The organism is Streptosporangium sp. NPDC050284 (assembly GCF_044459525.1).
Lineage (GTDB): Bacteria > Actinomycetota > Actinomycetes > Streptosporangiales > Streptosporangiaceae > Streptosporangium.
Genome location: NZ_JBITIZ010000015.1, coordinates 1 through 14,551 on the forward strand (window position 1 = coordinate 1; position 14,551 = coordinate 14,551).

Annotated in this window: 14 protein-coding genes and 1 pseudogene; 8 read left to right on the forward strand and 7 right to left on the reverse strand. The window is 68.9% G+C overall.

All coding sequences use genetic code 11. The annotated features are described in order from the left end of the window. The first annotated feature begins 222 nt into the window (after positions 1-222). From ACIBH4_RS29865 to ACIBH4_RS29880, 4 genes are all read left to right on the forward strand, one after another. Positions 223-1,092 carry a hypothetical protein gene (locus tag ACIBH4_RS29865; protein WP_362518073.1) on the forward strand — a complete coding sequence of 290 codons (870 nt, stop codon included), beginning with the start codon at positions 223-225 and terminating at the stop codon, positions 1,090-1,092. A gap of 90 nt (positions 1,093-1,182) precedes the next feature. After that, positions 1,183-2,505, forward strand: coding sequence for a B12-binding domain-containing radical SAM protein (locus ACIBH4_RS29870; protein ID WP_362768944.1), 1,323 nt, complete (start codon positions 1,183-1,185; stop codon positions 2,503-2,505). Next, positions 2,505-3,140: a dTMP kinase gene (gene tmk / locus ACIBH4_RS29875; RefSeq protein WP_362518079.1), complete on the forward strand. Its 636-nt coding sequence runs from the start codon at positions 2,505-2,507 to the stop codon at positions 3,138-3,140. The genes ACIBH4_RS29870 and tmk overlap by 1 nt, the downstream gene beginning before the upstream one ends. Further along, entirely contained in the window at positions 3,137-3,592 is a 456-nt protein-coding gene (locus ACIBH4_RS29880; protein WP_362518082.1) for an NUDIX domain-containing protein, read from the forward strand. Before tmk ends, ACIBH4_RS29880 begins: the two co-directional genes overlap by 4 nt. A gap of 155 nt (positions 3,593-3,747) precedes the next feature. Here ACIBH4_RS29880 and ACIBH4_RS29885 read toward each other — a convergent pair whose 3' ends face one another. The 3 genes and pseudogenes from ACIBH4_RS29885 to ACIBH4_RS29895 all read right to left on the reverse strand — a co-directional run. Then, on the reverse strand, positions 3,748-4,401 hold the full coding sequence (locus tag ACIBH4_RS29885) for a type II secretion system F family protein (RefSeq protein ID WP_364237676.1): 654 nt from the start codon (positions 4,399-4,401) through the stop codon (positions 3,748-3,750). Between the two features lie 588 nt (positions 4,402-4,989). Continuing rightward, a complete protein-coding gene (locus ACIBH4_RS29890; RefSeq protein WP_362518088.1) occupies positions 4,990-5,730 on the reverse strand; it encodes a type II secretion system F family protein in 741 nt (246 codons plus the stop codon). A 400-nt stretch (positions 5,731-6,130) separates the two neighbouring features. Beyond that, positions 6,131-6,704: pseudogene (locus ACIBH4_RS29895) on the reverse strand (ATPase, T2SS/T4P/T4SS family); the annotation flags it as partial. Positions 6,705-6,806: 102 nt separating this feature from the next. On the opposite strand from ACIBH4_RS29895, the gene ACIBH4_RS29900 reads away from it, so the two are divergent. From ACIBH4_RS29900 to ACIBH4_RS29910, 3 genes are all read left to right on the forward strand, one after another. Beyond that, on the forward strand, positions 6,807-7,799 hold the full coding sequence (locus ACIBH4_RS29900) for a hypothetical protein (RefSeq protein ID WP_362768940.1): 993 nt from the start codon (positions 6,807-6,809) through the stop codon (positions 7,797-7,799). Positions 7,800-7,918: 119 nt separating this feature from the next. Further along, positions 7,919-8,881 carry a hypothetical protein gene (locus ACIBH4_RS29905; protein ID WP_362768937.1) on the forward strand — a complete coding sequence of 321 codons (963 nt, stop codon included), beginning with the start codon at positions 7,919-7,921 and terminating at the stop codon, positions 8,879-8,881. 1 nt (position 8,882) lies between these two features. Then, positions 8,883-10,946 (forward strand): FtsK/SpoIIIE domain-containing protein, encoded by a 2,064-nt coding sequence (locus tag ACIBH4_RS29910; RefSeq protein ID WP_362768934.1) that lies wholly within the window; start codon positions 8,883-8,885, stop codon positions 10,944-10,946. A 154-nt stretch (positions 10,947-11,100) separates the two neighbouring features. On the opposite strand, the gene ACIBH4_RS29915 is transcribed toward ACIBH4_RS29910, so the two are convergent. Both ACIBH4_RS29915 and ACIBH4_RS29920 read right to left on the reverse strand, forming a co-directional pair. Continuing rightward, on the reverse strand, positions 11,101-11,616 hold the full coding sequence (locus ACIBH4_RS29915; protein WP_362768931.1) for a hypothetical protein: 516 nt from the start codon (positions 11,614-11,616) through the stop codon (positions 11,101-11,103). After that, the gene (locus tag ACIBH4_RS29920) at positions 11,613-11,846 is read right to left on the reverse strand and encodes a hypothetical protein (protein WP_362768928.1); all 234 of its coding nucleotides are present in this window, start codon (positions 11,844-11,846) and stop codon (positions 11,613-11,615) included. Before ACIBH4_RS29920 ends, ACIBH4_RS29915 begins: the two co-directional genes overlap by 4 nt. A 93-nt stretch (positions 11,847-11,939) precedes the next feature. Between ACIBH4_RS29920 and ACIBH4_RS29925 the strand changes: the two genes are divergently transcribed. Further along, entirely contained in the window at positions 11,940-12,227 is a 288-nt protein-coding gene (locus ACIBH4_RS29925) for a winged helix-turn-helix domain-containing protein (RefSeq protein ID WP_362768926.1), read from the forward strand. A 702-nt stretch (positions 12,228-12,929) separates the two neighbouring features. On the opposite strand, the gene ACIBH4_RS29930 is transcribed toward ACIBH4_RS29925, so the two are convergent. Next, positions 12,930-13,379 carry a hypothetical protein gene (locus tag ACIBH4_RS29930; RefSeq protein ID WP_362768923.1) on the reverse strand — a complete coding sequence of 150 codons (450 nt, stop codon included), beginning with the start codon at positions 13,377-13,379 and terminating at the stop codon, positions 12,930-12,932. Between the two features lie 228 nt (positions 13,380-13,607). Beyond that, entirely contained in the window at positions 13,608-14,201 is a 594-nt protein-coding gene (locus tag ACIBH4_RS29935) for a helix-turn-helix domain-containing protein (protein ID WP_399173236.1), read from the reverse strand. Between the last annotated feature and the right edge of the window lie 350 nt (positions 14,202-14,551).

Below are 14,551 nucleotides of genomic sequence, written 5' to 3' on the forward strand. Positions count from 1 at the left end.
GCCGCCCCCCGCCCCCCCCCCCCCCACCCCCCCCCCCCCCCCCCCCCAAACACACCCCCCCCCCCCCCCCCCCGCGGCGGGGGCCGGCCCCCCCCCCCCCCCCCCCCCCACGCCCCCCGCGGGCGGTGGTGCACCACCAGGGGCCGCCCGCAGGGCCAGGCAAGACCGGCAACACTCCGCTCTCTTCCCACAACCATGAAACGACAGCTCCAATGACATCCGATGTCCTACCGTGGCGGCCACGCGGCCCACCTCGACCGCAGTTGCCCCACCAACCCACTCCGCACCCTGGAGACGCACATGACCTGGACCATGCTCGACCACCCCGGATGGGACCACACCACCACTCCATTGCGCGCCATGCGGACCCCCACCGGCACCTGGCTCATCACCCACCCCGACACCGTCACCCCGCTCAACAGCGACGGTGCCGCCCCGACTCTCGACACCTACGACCCCACCACCCTGCACGACGCGCCGCTCCCCGCGGGGCTGCGCACAGCCCTCGACCGGCTCGGCCCGGTCCGGAGGTGGCGTAACTCTGACCTGTGGGAGGCGCTGGCGACCGCGATCATCCGACAGGTCATCCGCGCCGGACAAGCCCGCAAGATGCACCACGCGTTCCGAGCCGCCGCCGGCGACCGAGTTGGGGACACTGCGCTGATCCCTACCCCCGAGCGGGTGCTCGCCCTCCCCGACGAGGAGTTCACCGCCCTGGGGATGGCGTTCAAGCGGCGGCCACTGCGAGCCGCCGCATCCGCCTACCTGACCCACCATGTCGAGTGGGCGGAGCTCGCCCCCGAGGTTCTGGTCAAGGCCGTACAGGCGGTGCCACGCATCGGCCCCTGGACCGCCGGAGCCGCCGTCGCTGACTACAGCGGCGATTACAACCTCTACCCCTACGCCGACCTCGCCGTCCGCACCTGGGCGGCCCTGGCCGACCCCACCACCTCGTGGCCCGCCGACGAACCCGCCTTCGCCGCGCGCTGGCGTGACCTGGCCGGCCCGCATCTATCCACCTTGACTGTCCTGACCCTCGCCTGGGGAGACCACCATGCACGCACTGATCAAGGGAGTACCACGCACCACTGAACCACAGCTCGACCTGCTCCTCATCAACGCCCCCTGCGGGACTACGCTCTTCGCCCCCGCGTCAACGACTACACCCTGCCCGTCCTCGGTATGGTCTACATCGCCACCTACGCTGCCACCCAGGGCTACCAGGTGGGCGTGCTGGACGCCGAAGCCGCCGGCCTGTCCGTCGCCGCCACCATCGACCTAATCAACCAGGCCGCCCCCCGCTGGGCCGGGTTCAACCTGCTGGCCCCCACCTACGAAATCAGCGTCACCATCGCCGCCGCTCTCGATTCCGACATCCGCGTCATGGTCGGCGGCCACCACGCCAAGGCCATGCCTGCCGAGATCCTCACCGATCCCCGGCTGGCCCACTGCGACGCCCTCATCCTCGGCGAGGCCGAAACCCGCGTCGTCGAGCTCCTGGCCGACCACCGCAACCGCACCAGCCTGCCCGGCGTCATGTGGCTCGACACCGTCCTCGGCACGCCAGTCACCGGCGGCCGACCTGGCACCAGCCATCACCTCGCCCCGGACATCAACAGCCTCCCGTTTGTGAACAGGGAGTTTCTCGCCCAAGACCCATACGTCGCCGACGACGGGCGCATCGAGGCGAACATGGTCGGGGCCCGCGGCTGCCCGTACGACTGCTCGTTCTGCGGAGCCGCGGTCAGTGCGAACCCCGACGTGACGATCCGGGTGCGGGATCCGCTCGACATCCTCGCTGAGATGCACCAGCTTCGCGCCGAACGGCAGGTGACGGCGTTCCGGTTCGTCGATGACCTGTTCCTCGGCGCCCGGCGGGTGATCGACCAGATGATGGGCGCCTTCGCCCAGGCCCGTATCGGCGAGTGGGCGGTGTGGGACGCCACCGGCCGAATCAACGTTCTGCACCGGGCGCCTGACGCCACTCTCGACCTGCTCGCTGCCTGCGGGCTGCGGGAGGTCGCGCTCGGCATCGAATCCGGATCCGAGCGGATGCTGACCTACATCGACAAGCGCATCACCCGGGAGATGATCCTCAGCGTCGTCCAGCGTCTCACCAGCCGCGGCATCAAGGTGAAGGGCTACTTCATCCTCGGTTTCCCCACCGAAACCCGGGAGGAGATGGGTGCCACCGTCGACCTGATCCACCGTCTGTGGGACCTCACCGACAACCAGCCTGGAACGTTCCGGACCAGCGTGTTCCAGTTCCGCCCCTACCCCGGCACCCCGGAGTGGACGCGGCTCATGGCCACCGGCCAGTACACCGCTGACCAACTGCTCGACTACGCGCCCGTCGACCTCGGCGGCGAAGAGGCGCTGCGTGGACGTGACGAGTTCAACTTCAGCTCCGGTATCCAATTCGGGGAATCCTCCGAGGAAGAGATTCACCAGCATCTGGCCGATCTCGCTCTTGCCCAGCACGCCCGCCTTCAGGGGAGCATGTGATGCCCGGCTTGCTCATCACCCTGGACGGGCCCGGCGGCGCCGGCAAGTCCACCCTCGTCGCCCTGGTCGCCGAGCAACTCGCCACGGCCGGACGCCCGGTGTTGGCGACCCGGGAACCGTCCGACGGCCCCCTCGGCACGATGGCCCGCCAGCAGACCGCGACGTTCTCCGGGACCGCGCTGGCCTGCCTGGTAGCCGCCGACCGCTACCACCACTTGGAGACTGAGATCCACCCCGCGCTGGCGAAGGGGGCGGTGGTGGTCTGCGACCGATACGTGCCCTCCTCTTACGTACTACAGAGCAGAGACGGCGTCCCACTGGACTACATCCGCCAACTCAACGCACCAGCCACCCGACCAAACCTAGCCGTCCTGGTGACCGCCGCGGCGCCCGTCCTGGAGCAACGACTCGCCGTTCGGGGCGCGCATTCCCGGTTCGAACACGAAGGCTCCAGTCTCGCCGAGGCCACCTTGTACGAGGACTTGGGCGACATCCTGGCTGCCGATGGGTTCGCCTTCCATCGGATCGACACTGGTCATCTATCACCGCAAGACGCCGCTTCGGCCCTCACCAGCCACATCCTTGAGCTATCGTCACGGGCGTCACCCCATTGGGAAAGGCCACCAACCTTATGACGCAGCGCCAGCAGGTCACCGTCGATGTGCACGTGATCCTCGAACGCGACGGCCACATCCTGTTGTGCCTGCGCCAGGGCACCGGGTACGCCGACGGGCTGTACTGTCTGCCCTCCGGACACCTCGACCCCGGCGAGACCGTGATCGACTGCGCGATCCGTGAAGCCTGCGAGGAGATCGGGGCCGTCATCGCCCCAGGTGATCTGCGACCGGCCACCGTGGTGCACCACCTGTCCCCAGAGGGGCAGCCCCGGGTCGGATTCTTCTTCGTCGCGCTCCGCTGGGACGGCGAGGTAGTCAACGCCGAGCCGAACAAGTGCGCCAAGGTCGAATGGGTGCCCATCGACTTCCTGCCGGACAACACCGTGCCGTACACAGTCGCTGGGATCAGGCTCTACCGCGAAGGAGTCGGCATCGGTGTGCACGGCTGGCCCGACCCGGCAGTCGTATAACGCGAACACGGCCTCGGCCCTTCGAGGAAGAACCGAGGCCGTGGCCCGCAATACCCGGTTTCCAAGGCTTGGTGTGCGCGAACATGTGATTGATCGGGAAACCGAACGCCACACTGTGGATAACCCCTCCCCGTGGGGAAAAGTCTGTGGATAACTCAGGGGAGCAGTACCTCGCCGGCGAGGCCGGCCACGACGGGGATGATGCCCAGGAAGACGAACGCGGGCAGGAAACACAGTCCCAGGGGAGCGACGGCCTGGACCCCGACCCGTTGGGCGGCCGCCGCGGACGCGGCGCGGGCGACATGGCGGGAGTCGTCGGAGAGTCTGGTGAGGACATCGGCCACCGGTGCGCCACTCGACGCGGCCCGGCTCATGGCACGGGCCAAAAGGGCGAGCGGGCGCTCGGAGGCCAGAGCCCGCCAGGCGTCGTCCGGCGCGGCTCCCAGCCTCAGCTGGCCACTCACCCAGGCCAATCGCTCGCCCAGCGGCCCCCCGATCGCCTCCACCGTGACATCGATGGCTCCGGTGATCGGCTGACCGACACGCAGGCAGGCGACCATGAGGTCGGCCGCCAGCGGCAGATCCGCGGTCAGCCGCCGGCGTTCCTCACGAACTTCGGGTGGCTCCCGCCTGCGCAGGATCACCAGTGTGATCCAGAAACCGGCGACACCCATGACCACTCCCGGCAGGCCGCCCACCGTCAGGAACGCCGCCAGCCCCGGAGCGATGGCGGTCGCGAGCTCTCCCCGGCCCGGCCGTCGCCTCTTTCTCGGCTCCCGAGCCGTCCCCTCTCTCGGCTCCCGGAGCATCCCCCCAGGCCCTCGGAGCATCCCCGCAGGCCCTCGGGCCATCCCCGCAGAGGAGAACGCGGGTGCTTCTGTCTCCTTCCGCCCCCCAAGGGATCCAGTCGGCTGCCCCACCCCGTGGGATCCGGTCGGCTGCCCCACCCCAGGGAACTCGGCCGGGTGAGGTGAACTCCACACATGGCGGAGCCGGTCGGATTGTTCTCTCCGGGTGCTCCACAGTCGGCCGGCGATTCCGGCGAGCACCACGGCCAGCAAGATGATCATTACCTTTCCTCCCCACGTCCTGGCTTTTCGCCTCCCCTGGCCTCACGTTCCGGCTTCCTGACATTCCCCTGGCCTCATGTGCCTTCCTCACCCCCTGGACACGCCCTCTGGACACGGGCCTCAGCCCGCCCGAAGCTGCGGGTCCGGCCTTGCTCGGCAGGCGCGCCGCGAGGGCGACGAGATCCTTCCCTGTTGGCAGCCGAAAGGCGCGTCGGGACCCGGGCGTGGGCGATGTGGAGGGGCCTGTGCAGGTCGAGGGTGGCGGGCGACCCGCACGGGGCACTCCCTGGCCACGCCCTCTGGCCACGCCCTCTGGACGCGCGGCTGTCAGATTCGCTGAGCACGGGTGACCAGACGGTGGGTCCACCACAGACCACAGGCGTCGAGCGTGAGACCGACGACCAGGCAGCCCGCACCCGCCGGGCCGCCGAACAGGAAGTGCAGCGGGCGCATGCCAAGACCGACTGCCATCAGCAGACCGAGAACGGGCAAAGCCGCCAGCAGCCGAGCCGTGGCACGGGGACCGGCGAGCTGGGCGGCGACCTCGTGGCGATGAGCCTGAGCCTCTCGCAGAGAACCGGCGACACGGTCGACGAGAACGGCCAGACCCGCCCCGGCGGTCACGCTCGCCTTCCAGCAGGCGGCCAGCCCCCGAAACGCCTCGCCGCCGTGTTCGGGTGCCACGGCCAGCAGAGCGGCGGGGACGTCACCTCCGTCTCTCGCCACCGCGACCAGCGGGCGCAGAGCCACGGGATCGGGAAAACCCGCCGCCCCCACGGCCCGCGCCAGCGCCTCGCCCGCCGTCCGACCTGCCGCCAGCTCGGCGGAGAGCCCCTGGCACAGCTCGATCGACGCGATCCGCCAGGCGTCCGCACGCCTGGAAGGCCGTGCCCGCGCGGTGAACCTCTCGTAGCGGGAACCCCGCACGATCGGGCGGCGACGCCTCATCCGGCGCAGGCGAGCGGCGCCAAGGTCCGCCCCCATCCACAGCCACGTCGCCACAGCGGCGAGGACCAGGGCGGTCGCCATCATGTCGTCGGCCGTGACATCGACCGCGAAACCGACCACGCCCTCGGCTCGTCGAAGCCCGGACCACCCGGACCACCCGGACCACCCGAGGCACCCGAGGCACCCGAGGCACCCGAGGCACCCGAGGCACCCGGAGAAGACTCTCGGCGGTGAGAGGACGCGAACACCGCCGGACATGAATCCGCGATGTCGGGAGAAAACTCTCGCGAACGCGAAGACTGACGTGAGGCCTCTCGGATATCCGGTGACGGACCGCGGGGAAGCGGGGAGGCGCCCCCTCCATAGGGGATGCCCCTGAAGGAAGTGACCGATGAAGGAGCTCCAGCTCGGGAAGCTCCGGCTCGGAAGGCTTCAGCTTGGGGCGTCCCAACTCGGGACGCTTCAGCTCGTGATGTTTTTGGGGAGATGTGATGCCTGTGGCGGGAAGTGAGCGAGATGGGGACGCCGGGCGCTCGGGCCGCGAGGGCGGGTAGGCCCGGGCCGGGGGTCACCTGTCCGTCCGGAGCGAAGGTGAGGGCCGATTCGGCCTCGACCAGCCCCGAAGGGCGACGGACCAGCATGCAGATCTCGGCGACCCGGCGACGCCCGTCGGCACGGTCACGGGTCAGATGGACGACGACGTCCAGGGCGGCGGCGATCTGGCTGTGGACCGCCTCCCGGCTGAGACCCGCCGCGCATCCCAGCGCCTCCAGGCGGGGTGGCACATCGGTCGCGGTGTTGGCGTGCAGGGTGCCGCAACCTCCCTCATGACCGGTGTTCAGGGCACTGAGGAGATCAACGACTTCGGCTCCCCTCACCTCTCCGACGACAAGCCGGTCGGGGCGCATCCGCAGGGCCTGACGGACGAGGTCGCGCAGGCCGACACCGCCCGCGCCCTCAAGATTGGCCGGGCGCGACTCCAGGCGGACGACGTGAGGGTGAAGCGGTCTCAGCTCCGCCGAGTCTTCGACGAGCAGCAGCCTCTCATCGGGGTGGGCCAGGGAGAGCAGGGCGGAGAGCAGGGTCGTCTTGCCCATATCGCGTAAAAGACACACCTAGCGCGAATCGGCCCCAAGCCGGTGCTGGAACACCTGCTCGGGGCCTTGACCCCCGCCTGTGACACCAGGAGCGGACCCATGACCATTAGTAGCATCCCCGAGCCGGAGGACGTCTCCGCGCTCATCAGCGAGACCGAGGCATTCCTGGCCGCCCAGGAGCCCGTGACCCAGCCCGCCACCAACGCCCCGGCCGTGACCGGCGAGACCCGGCGCGTGCGCCAGCTCCGGGCCGAGGTGGCCGAGGCCAGGCTGCTGGCCGAGCTGCAGGACGACGACACCCCGCTGCAGCTGGACACCGTCCGCGTACGCAAGCGTCGCCGAGCCGCACACGAGGCCGCACGCCTTCACCAGCTGGCCCAGGACCCGACGATGAAGGCTTGGCAGGCCTCCCGGATGCGCAAGCTCCTGGTCACCGTGGCCATGATGTCGCTGACGCTCGCGCTGGCCTGGTCGACGGCCGGTGTTCAGGTGTTCGCCTCCGAGGGTGCTCCGGCCTGGTCCCCGTCGTGGGTGTTCGCCTGGCTCGTCGAGCCGTTCATGAGCATGGCCCTGCTGGTCGTCGTCGGCGCCCGTGCCTACATGGCCACCCACGGCCAGCCCATCGCGAGTAAGACGCTCACGCGGATCGAGTACCTGTTCCTGGCCCTCACGCTCGGTATGAACGCCTGGCGCCACCTCCCCGGCGTGGCTGACGATTTCTCCCTCTCCGCTCTGGTCCTCCACACCCTCGGACCCGTCGTGGCCGTGGCTATCGTGACCGCTCTCCCGATCATCCTGGCCGCGTTCACGGCGCTGGACCACAGCCAGAGCACCAGCGCGGAGGCCTCCGCGTACACCCCTCCGGCTACCCGGCGGCCTTCGCCCTCCGCCCCCGCTGATCAGCAATCGGATGGAGGCTCGGAGACCCGGACGGCTACCCCTCCGCGTGGCCGCTCTCTGGGCGACCACCGGACGAGCCTGACGCTCCTGATCGCGAACGGCGCTCTCCCGGCGAAGCCGTCGGCGGAGGCCATCCGGAAGGCACTCGGCTGCAGCCGCGCCACCGCGCAGACCCTCCGCGACGAACTCTGAACCCCCGCCCTCAGCTCACACGAGGGCCTGACGAAGTCACCAAGACAGTACGACCCCGGTCGGTGCGCCAACACCGGCCCGGGGTCTAGGGCCACCCCTGCGCTTACCAGGAGCGAACCTTGCCCAACCGTACCCCGGGGATCCGCCGGGCTGAACTGCCCACGGATCACTTCACGACGATCAGTAACAGGTGGGTCCGCGACAAGCGGCTGACCTGGAAGGCGCGCGGCGTCCTCGCCTGGATGGCCTCCCACAAGGTCGGGTTCCGGATCTCGGAGAGGACCCTCATCGCCGCCGCACCGGACGGGCGTGACGCCGTACGCGGCGCCCTCAAGGAGCTGGAGCGCCACGGCTACCTCATCCGGGAGCGCCAGCGCGCGGCCAGCGGCAAGCTCGGCAGCACCGACTACATCCTCATGGACCCCTGGACGGCCGGAAACCGGCAGGTCGCGACCAACGACGGAATTCCCGTCGCTGGTGAGCACGGCCAGCCCGCACCTACGACGGATTACCCGTCAATGGGCGCTACCAGGGGAAACACCGCCGATGCCCAGGTCGGCCCTGTGACGGATAACCCGGCGGAGGCTGCCACCAGCAAGAACGAGGCATCGTCGCAGGTCGCGACCAATGACGGGTTTTCCACCCTCTTTAAGAAGAACAACAACCAGAAGACCAGGAAGAAGAACAACGACGAAAACCCTGCTTCTCCTCTCGCCGTAGGCGTCGTTGCGGACCGTAACGCGCGAGACGCCGTCACGGCGCCTCCGGCGAACCGGGAAAACCTTCCTCGGATGGCTGGGGATGTGCTCACCCTGCTCCCGGACCACTACCGGTCGGCCCCGGCCTGGCTGCGCTCCCGTCTGCTGAACAAGATCACCGAGGCCCTGACCGACTACGGCCCCGCTGCGGTCGCGACCTACGCCACCAAGTTCCTGGGCGACCCGAATTTCGGCGCCTACGAGCACCTGCGCCGGTTCGACGACATCGTCCGCAAGCTCGCCGCAGACGTCGCCGAGGGGATCACCTGCCCTGGCTGCGGCCTCGACGCTCGTCACCCGTTCTGCACGGCCGGAGGTGCCTGAGATGGCTGCTGCTGAGATCGAGCGCCCGACCCTGCACGTGGTCCCGGATGTCGACGAGAGCCGCATGATCGACGCCGAGAGCGCCGCAGAGGAGACCTTGACCGGAAGGCCGGTTGATCTTCCTGAGGACGTTGACGGCGACTCTGTGGCCATCTACGCCACGGTCACGGGCCGAGACGTCACCCGTCAGCCGATTCTGCCCGCGTGGGCTCGCTCCCGTACCGACTTGGCCGCTGCGGCGCGCTGGTGGGCGGGCACCGTCGCCTATCGCGTCGCCTTCCACGCCTGGCGCTCCCCGGTGTACGGCCTGCGGGTCATCCGGTGGACGCCGGTCGGCGGCGGGCGCCTGGTCGGCCGTACCTGGCAGTGGGTGACCGACGCCGAGTCCCGGCCGCTGCGGCGGTCCATGGTCGTCGCCAAGGACAGTGACGCCTACCTGCGTCTGGTCAAGCAGCGAGACCAGACGGTCCGCCGTCGCATGGTCGCCACTGCGGCGGGCCTGGCGGGTCTGGGAGGGGTCGGGACGGCGTCGTGGGTGCTGCTGCCCTGGTGGGCTCAGGCGATGCTCTACGGAGGTCTGACGCTTGGCCTGGCCCAGGTCGGCCGCCCGGCGGACAAGCCCCTCACCTCGGTCGCCGTTTCCGTGACCAGGTACCACCGGCTGACGGCCGAGCGTGTCCGGGAAGCCCTGTGCGTTCTCGGCATCACCGGGATGAAGGACCCCAAGGCGATCACGTTCCCGACCGAGATCCACCGGGACGGCCCCGGCCAGCTGGCGCGCGTGAACCTCCCGGCTGGCGTGGAAGCCGTGTCGGTGGTCGAGAAGCGCGGCAAGCTCTCGTCAGCCCTGCGGCTCCCCATCGACCAGGTCTGGCCGATTCCCGGCCCCGACCACGCCGGACAGCTTGACCTGTGGGTCGGCTACCAGCCCGCGTCGAAGATGCGCCCGCCGAAGTGGAGCATCCTCGCCGACGGCGCGCGGACGTCGGTGTTCGAGCCGGTGGCCTTCGGCGCCGACCAGCGCCAGCGCCCGGTGTCCTCGCCCCTGTTCGCCCGGAACTGGCTGATTGGAGGCATGCCGGGGTCGGGCAAGTCCTACGCCGCCCGCGCCCTGACCCTGGTCGCCGCGCTGGATTCGACGGTGGAATTCAAGATCGCCGAGTACAAGGGCACCGCTGACTTCGCCGACTTCGAGCCGATCGCGTCGGAGTACTACTGCGGTGTCGACGATGAGGCCATCGCCGGAGGCGCCGGGATCATCGCGTGGGGCCTGGCCGAGGCCGAGCGGCGCGGTAAGCGGATCAAGAAGTTCCGGGCCGAGGGCAAGGCGCCCGAGGGCAAGGTGACGCCGGAGCTGGCCACCGCAGGCGTCGGCCTGCACCCGGTCGTCATCCTCATCGACGAGGCGCACGAGCTGTTCCTGGCCGACAAGGACGCCGCCGTCGGCGCCGAGCGGCTGATCAAGCGCGGTCGCGCCCTGGGGCTCATCGTCATTCTCGCCACCCAGATCCCCGACAAAGACAGCCTGCCGCCGAACATCACCCGGTGCGTCAACATGCGCTGGTGCCTGGCCGTCCAGGATCAGGTGGCCAACGACATGATCCTCGGCACCGGGAGCTACAAGCGCGGCATCACCGGTACCTCGTTCCGGCCGGAGATCGACGCCGGGTGGGGCATGGTCACTGGCCTGAAGGACCCCTCCGCCGTCAGGTCGTTCTACCCCTCCGAGGCCGAGGCGAAGAAGATCCTCAACCGGGCCGTGCAGCTGCGCGGTGGCCGCGTCCAGACCAGCCAGGCAGAACAGCCTCGGCTTGATGTCCTGGCCGACGTCGTCCGCGTGTGGCCTACCGGCCGCGCGGGCCTGCAGTGGCAGACGCTGGCCGAGATGCTCGCCGAGACCCGGCCGGAGGCGTACGGGGACCTGACGGCCGAGTCGGTCTCGTCGCTGGTGCGTGGCTGCGGTGTCCCGTCCGAGGATGTCAAGGCCGACGGCAGGGTCTTGAAGGGGTGCAAGCGCCTGGAGATCGACGCCGCCGTTGAGCGCCGGGAGCTGACTGCCAGGTAGCGGCGGGTTCGGTGTCCCCAGACCCTCCCAGGGGCCGGTTTCTGGGGGCACCGAGCCAACCCAGCTACCCGCTACCTCAGAACGTCCGCGCAGGTCAGACCGGTAGCGGGGCCAAGTAGCGGCTCCGCTACCTCGATCGCGCCCGCAGGGCTCGCTACCCCGCCGAGGCGCCGGTTTCGGGGTCGTCCTCGGGGTGCCGGACGGAGAGGTTTGCCACGCAACCGGGGCAGGCCAGCGAGGAACCCGAATCGAACGCGATCCTGCCGATGCCTGAGGAGTCGACCGGTCTGACGTCCAGCCCGCAGATCGCCTCGGTGATATCGCGGTCGGCGCGGTTCCCGGGCACCGCGTGCCGGATCCCTCGGTTGGCCTTGAGGACCACGGGGAAGTTCTCGAAGCCGACCACGTAGAGCACCGGCTCGGCACGCGCCCGCGACGGGTACGAGATCACCGTGAGATCGGCCGTGTGAATCGTCCACCGCCGTTGGCCTGGAAACCCCTGCACGGCGTCGTCCATCTCGACCAGGGCGTAGGTAGACGAGCCTCGCTTGATGAGCCAGAGCACGTAACCGGTGTTGCCGACGAGCCTTCGAGCCGACTGGGTGAAAGTGTGGCTGAAGAACAGGGAATCGACGACCACGCGGCATCCGGCCGAGGCGGACGAACTCATGCCGGTACGTCGTCCTCGGGCGGCTCATACTCCCAGGACCACGCCTTGACCCGGTTCTTCACGGCTCGGATTCTCAGCCGGGCTAGGTTCTCGTCGACCAGGACCCGCTCGCACCCGTTCGCGAATGCCTTATCGGTCAACAGGCCGAGGTACTTCGCCTCCCAGCCGACGTCAGTGTGCGCGACCTCGTAGCCCAGGATCTTCGGCTCGTCGCCGGTTTCGCCTTCCATGCTCGCAGGCTATGACGCGGCATAGAGCGGTGTACAGCGGTAGACCGCTACCCACACATTTATGCAGCTCAAGGCCGTTCTACGTTGGGTGCTATGGCAGATGTGCAGGGAGTCCCCGACTTCAACCCGTCGGACATGGCGTACGTCTACGCCCAGATGGCCGACCACATCGCCCTGCGCATCGCCGCCGGTGACCTCCGCCCCGGATCCCGCCTACCCGGAGAACGCGCCCTGGCCGAGGAGTACGGCGTAGCGCTCGGCACCGCCCGGAGGGCCGTCGAGGAGCTGCGAGACCGGGGACTCGTCGTGACCCTGCCCGCCAAGGGAACGTTCGTCGCGGTCGAGGACGGCAACGGGGCGGAACCGGCCGCACCGGCCTGAACTTACTTACTACGCACCCCTGCGACGGAGGCGGGCCGGCAAACCGTCCATACGTGAGTTTTCGCAGGTCATAGGCCTATATGACAAACCGCGGTGGCCCCTGTGCGCGGCCGACCTGAGTTGGGACCTCGTTCCGCGTTCGCGGCGGCTGGATCCCAACTACAGGGACGGGGAGATCCGCGTTTCGTCCACATGCGGATCCAGCCACCTAGCAACTATTTGCCGTCGCGACGCGAGGACTCGACCAGACCGAGTCACACGATAGGGCCGTCGATGACGAGCGCCAGGGCCTCGAGAGCCCGAGTGGCGAATGAGCGTTGGACGGGGGCGCCGCTCATGTCGGACAGAACCTGCCGTTTTACACCGTCATCCCGTTGATCGGCGAGGCCTGAACGGCCGGGACCGTGTGGCCGAGGGCCCCACCTCGGAACGTCGCGTAGGCAGCTCTAGGCGGTGCCATGGCGGCCACTAACGGCCGAGAACTACCCACGGGCGGAATGGGGCCCAGGGTCGGTCGAGGGCGCGCTACAGGTGGCTGGTGAATGCCCGACCAGTGCGGCTCGTTGACGCCGTCCTCGCCATCGCCAGCCAAGTGAGCGGCGAAGCCGTGGAGGGCATCGCCGACGCTCGCGACACGCGCACGGCGGGCGGCAGAGATGCCACTGACGTGGTTCCAATTGATCATGAGGTACTCCTGAGGGATCAGTCGGCCGGACGGCCGGATGCGGAGATGGTCGACACGGTCAGGTCATGCAGGGGCCTGGTGGCCTCGTAACGCGTGCGGGCCTGGGCGGCCGTGCAGATGGAGCACTGACGCCAGCCTCGGGCGGTTACGCGGTCGTACGGGTGACCCTTGGGGCAGGCCGTTTTCCGGGCGTTCCGCGCGCTCGGGCCGTTGCCGCGTAACACGTTCTCGCGGTGCGTCACCGGCCTGACGTGGTCCGGGTGGGCGCACAGCGGGCCGATACAGCCGTCGTCCGGGTACCCGTAGTGATCGAGTTCCAGGCCTTCGGGCACCAGGCCGTTGACGGCCTCCCAGGCCCACCTGTAGGCGGTCTGGAACCTGGTCCCGGCCCAGAACAGACCGCGCGGTCCACCGGAGCGCCGGGCGTTAGTCGCGCCTGTCCAGCGCCAGCAGCCATTTTCGAGCACTACGATTTTCTCGGCGAACCGCCGAATGGCCTTAGGGGTAGCCGAGGAATTGTCCCGGAGGTACCGGGTGACTCGCGCGTCTACAGCGGGTCGCTTGCGGCTCACTTCTCTTTCTCCTGTCGTGTTGACCAGGAGGGACGACAGAGCGCGAATCGTGCTCGATTATTTTTTCGAGTTAGCCACAGGTATTTCTCAGAGGGTCTTCCGAGCCGTCCCGACTGGGGGTGTTTAGATCGTAATCAGGGTGCGCAGGTGGGCGCAGTGCTCGACGAACCGGGCACGTTGCCCCTGGTCCACGATGGCGTCAGCTACGGAATCCTCGCTGAACACCGGCACCAGGCGCACGAGGAAATTGATGCTGGTGGATCGCCCGGAATCCAGGCGCCAGATTTGCTGAGGGCTCGTGCCGATGAGACGAGCCAGAGCGCGAGCACTCATGCCTACATTTTCCCGGAGCTGCCTGAACCGCTCCGGCGATACACGGATTTGCCTCATACAGTCATTGTATTGGCCACGATCAATCAATTGATAATGCCGGGAATTGCCCTCGACTACCACTCCGGAATCGGCCACTGTCCCGCGTAGGGGGCCGTCAGCTACGCGGCAACCCAGACCGGAGGCCTTGTGGGAGGACGACTTAACGGTGGGGGGGTGCCTTTTGTCGGGAGGGCGGGCGCTCCTGGCGCGCCAGCTCGACGACGGCCAGGAGCTCGGCCAGGTTGGCGCTAGCCCGGCGGGAGCCGTGGCCACCTGGTACCCCAACGAAACGGCTCCGCCCAGACAACTGGGGCCGACGACTAGCCGTCTCACAGGCGACCCCATCCCCTGCTCTGGGAGCTCCCTCCTTGTTCAGACGCCTGCTCGTCTCCGTCGCCCTGGTCGGTTCTGCGCTCGTCGTGCCCGTCTCCGTCACCCTGCCTGCCGCAGCATCGGCTGTCGTCGCGTCCGCGCCTGCCATGTCGTTGTCGGCCGCATGTCAGTACCGGCGTGCTGGCCAGACCTGGAAATGCGTTACGCCCGGCGCCTACTGTCCCGCTGCGGCCCGCAACAAGTTCGGCACCGCGAAGGTCACCAACCGGCGATACAAGTGCTCGGTGTACCCCAACGGGCAGTGGCGTTGGAAGCGAGCCTGACCCGAGAACGACGGAGCGCCCGCCCTCTCATCAGGGAAC

What these genes read in the sequence shown, in the direction of transcription:
- ACIBH4_RS29915 (WP_362768931.1), bottom strand. Translation starts at nt 11,616, where the DNA reads ATGAGTTCGTCCGCCTCGGCCGGATGCCGCGTGGTCGTCGATTCCCTG.
- ACIBH4_RS29880 (WP_362518082.1), top strand. Translation starts at nt 3,137, where the DNA reads ATGACGCAGCGCCAGCAGGTCACCGTCGATGTGCACGTGATCCTCGAA.
- ACIBH4_RS29920 (WP_362768928.1), bottom strand. Translation starts at nt 11,846, where the DNA reads ATGGAAGGCGAAACCGGCGACGAGCCGAAGATCCTGGGCTACGAGGTC.
- ACIBH4_RS29935 (WP_399173236.1), bottom strand. Translation starts at nt 14,201, where the DNA reads ATGGGGTCGCCTGTGAGACGGCTAGTCGTCGGCCCCAGTTGTCTGGGC.
- tmk (WP_362518079.1), top strand. Translation starts at nt 2,505, where the DNA reads ATGCCCGGCTTGCTCATCACCCTGGACGGGCCCGGCGGCGCCGGCAAG.
- ACIBH4_RS29910 (WP_362768934.1), top strand. Translation starts at nt 8,883, where the DNA reads ATGGCTGCTGCTGAGATCGAGCGCCCGACCCTGCACGTGGTCCCGGAT.
- ACIBH4_RS29925 (WP_362768926.1), top strand. Translation starts at nt 11,940, where the DNA reads ATGGCAGATGTGCAGGGAGTCCCCGACTTCAACCCGTCGGACATGGCG.
- ACIBH4_RS29885 (WP_364237676.1), bottom strand. Translation starts at nt 4,401, where the DNA reads ATGCTCCGGGAGCCGAGAGAGGGGACGGCTCGGGAGCCGAGAAAGAGG.
- ACIBH4_RS29870 (WP_362768944.1), top strand. Translation starts at nt 1,183, where the DNA reads ATGGTCTACATCGCCACCTACGCTGCCACCCAGGGCTACCAGGTGGGC.
- ACIBH4_RS29865 (WP_362518073.1), top strand. Translation starts at nt 223, where the DNA reads ATGTCCTACCGTGGCGGCCACGCGGCCCACCTCGACCGCAGTTGCCCC.
- ACIBH4_RS29900 (WP_362768940.1), top strand. Translation starts at nt 6,807, where the DNA reads ATGACCATTAGTAGCATCCCCGAGCCGGAGGACGTCTCCGCGCTCATC.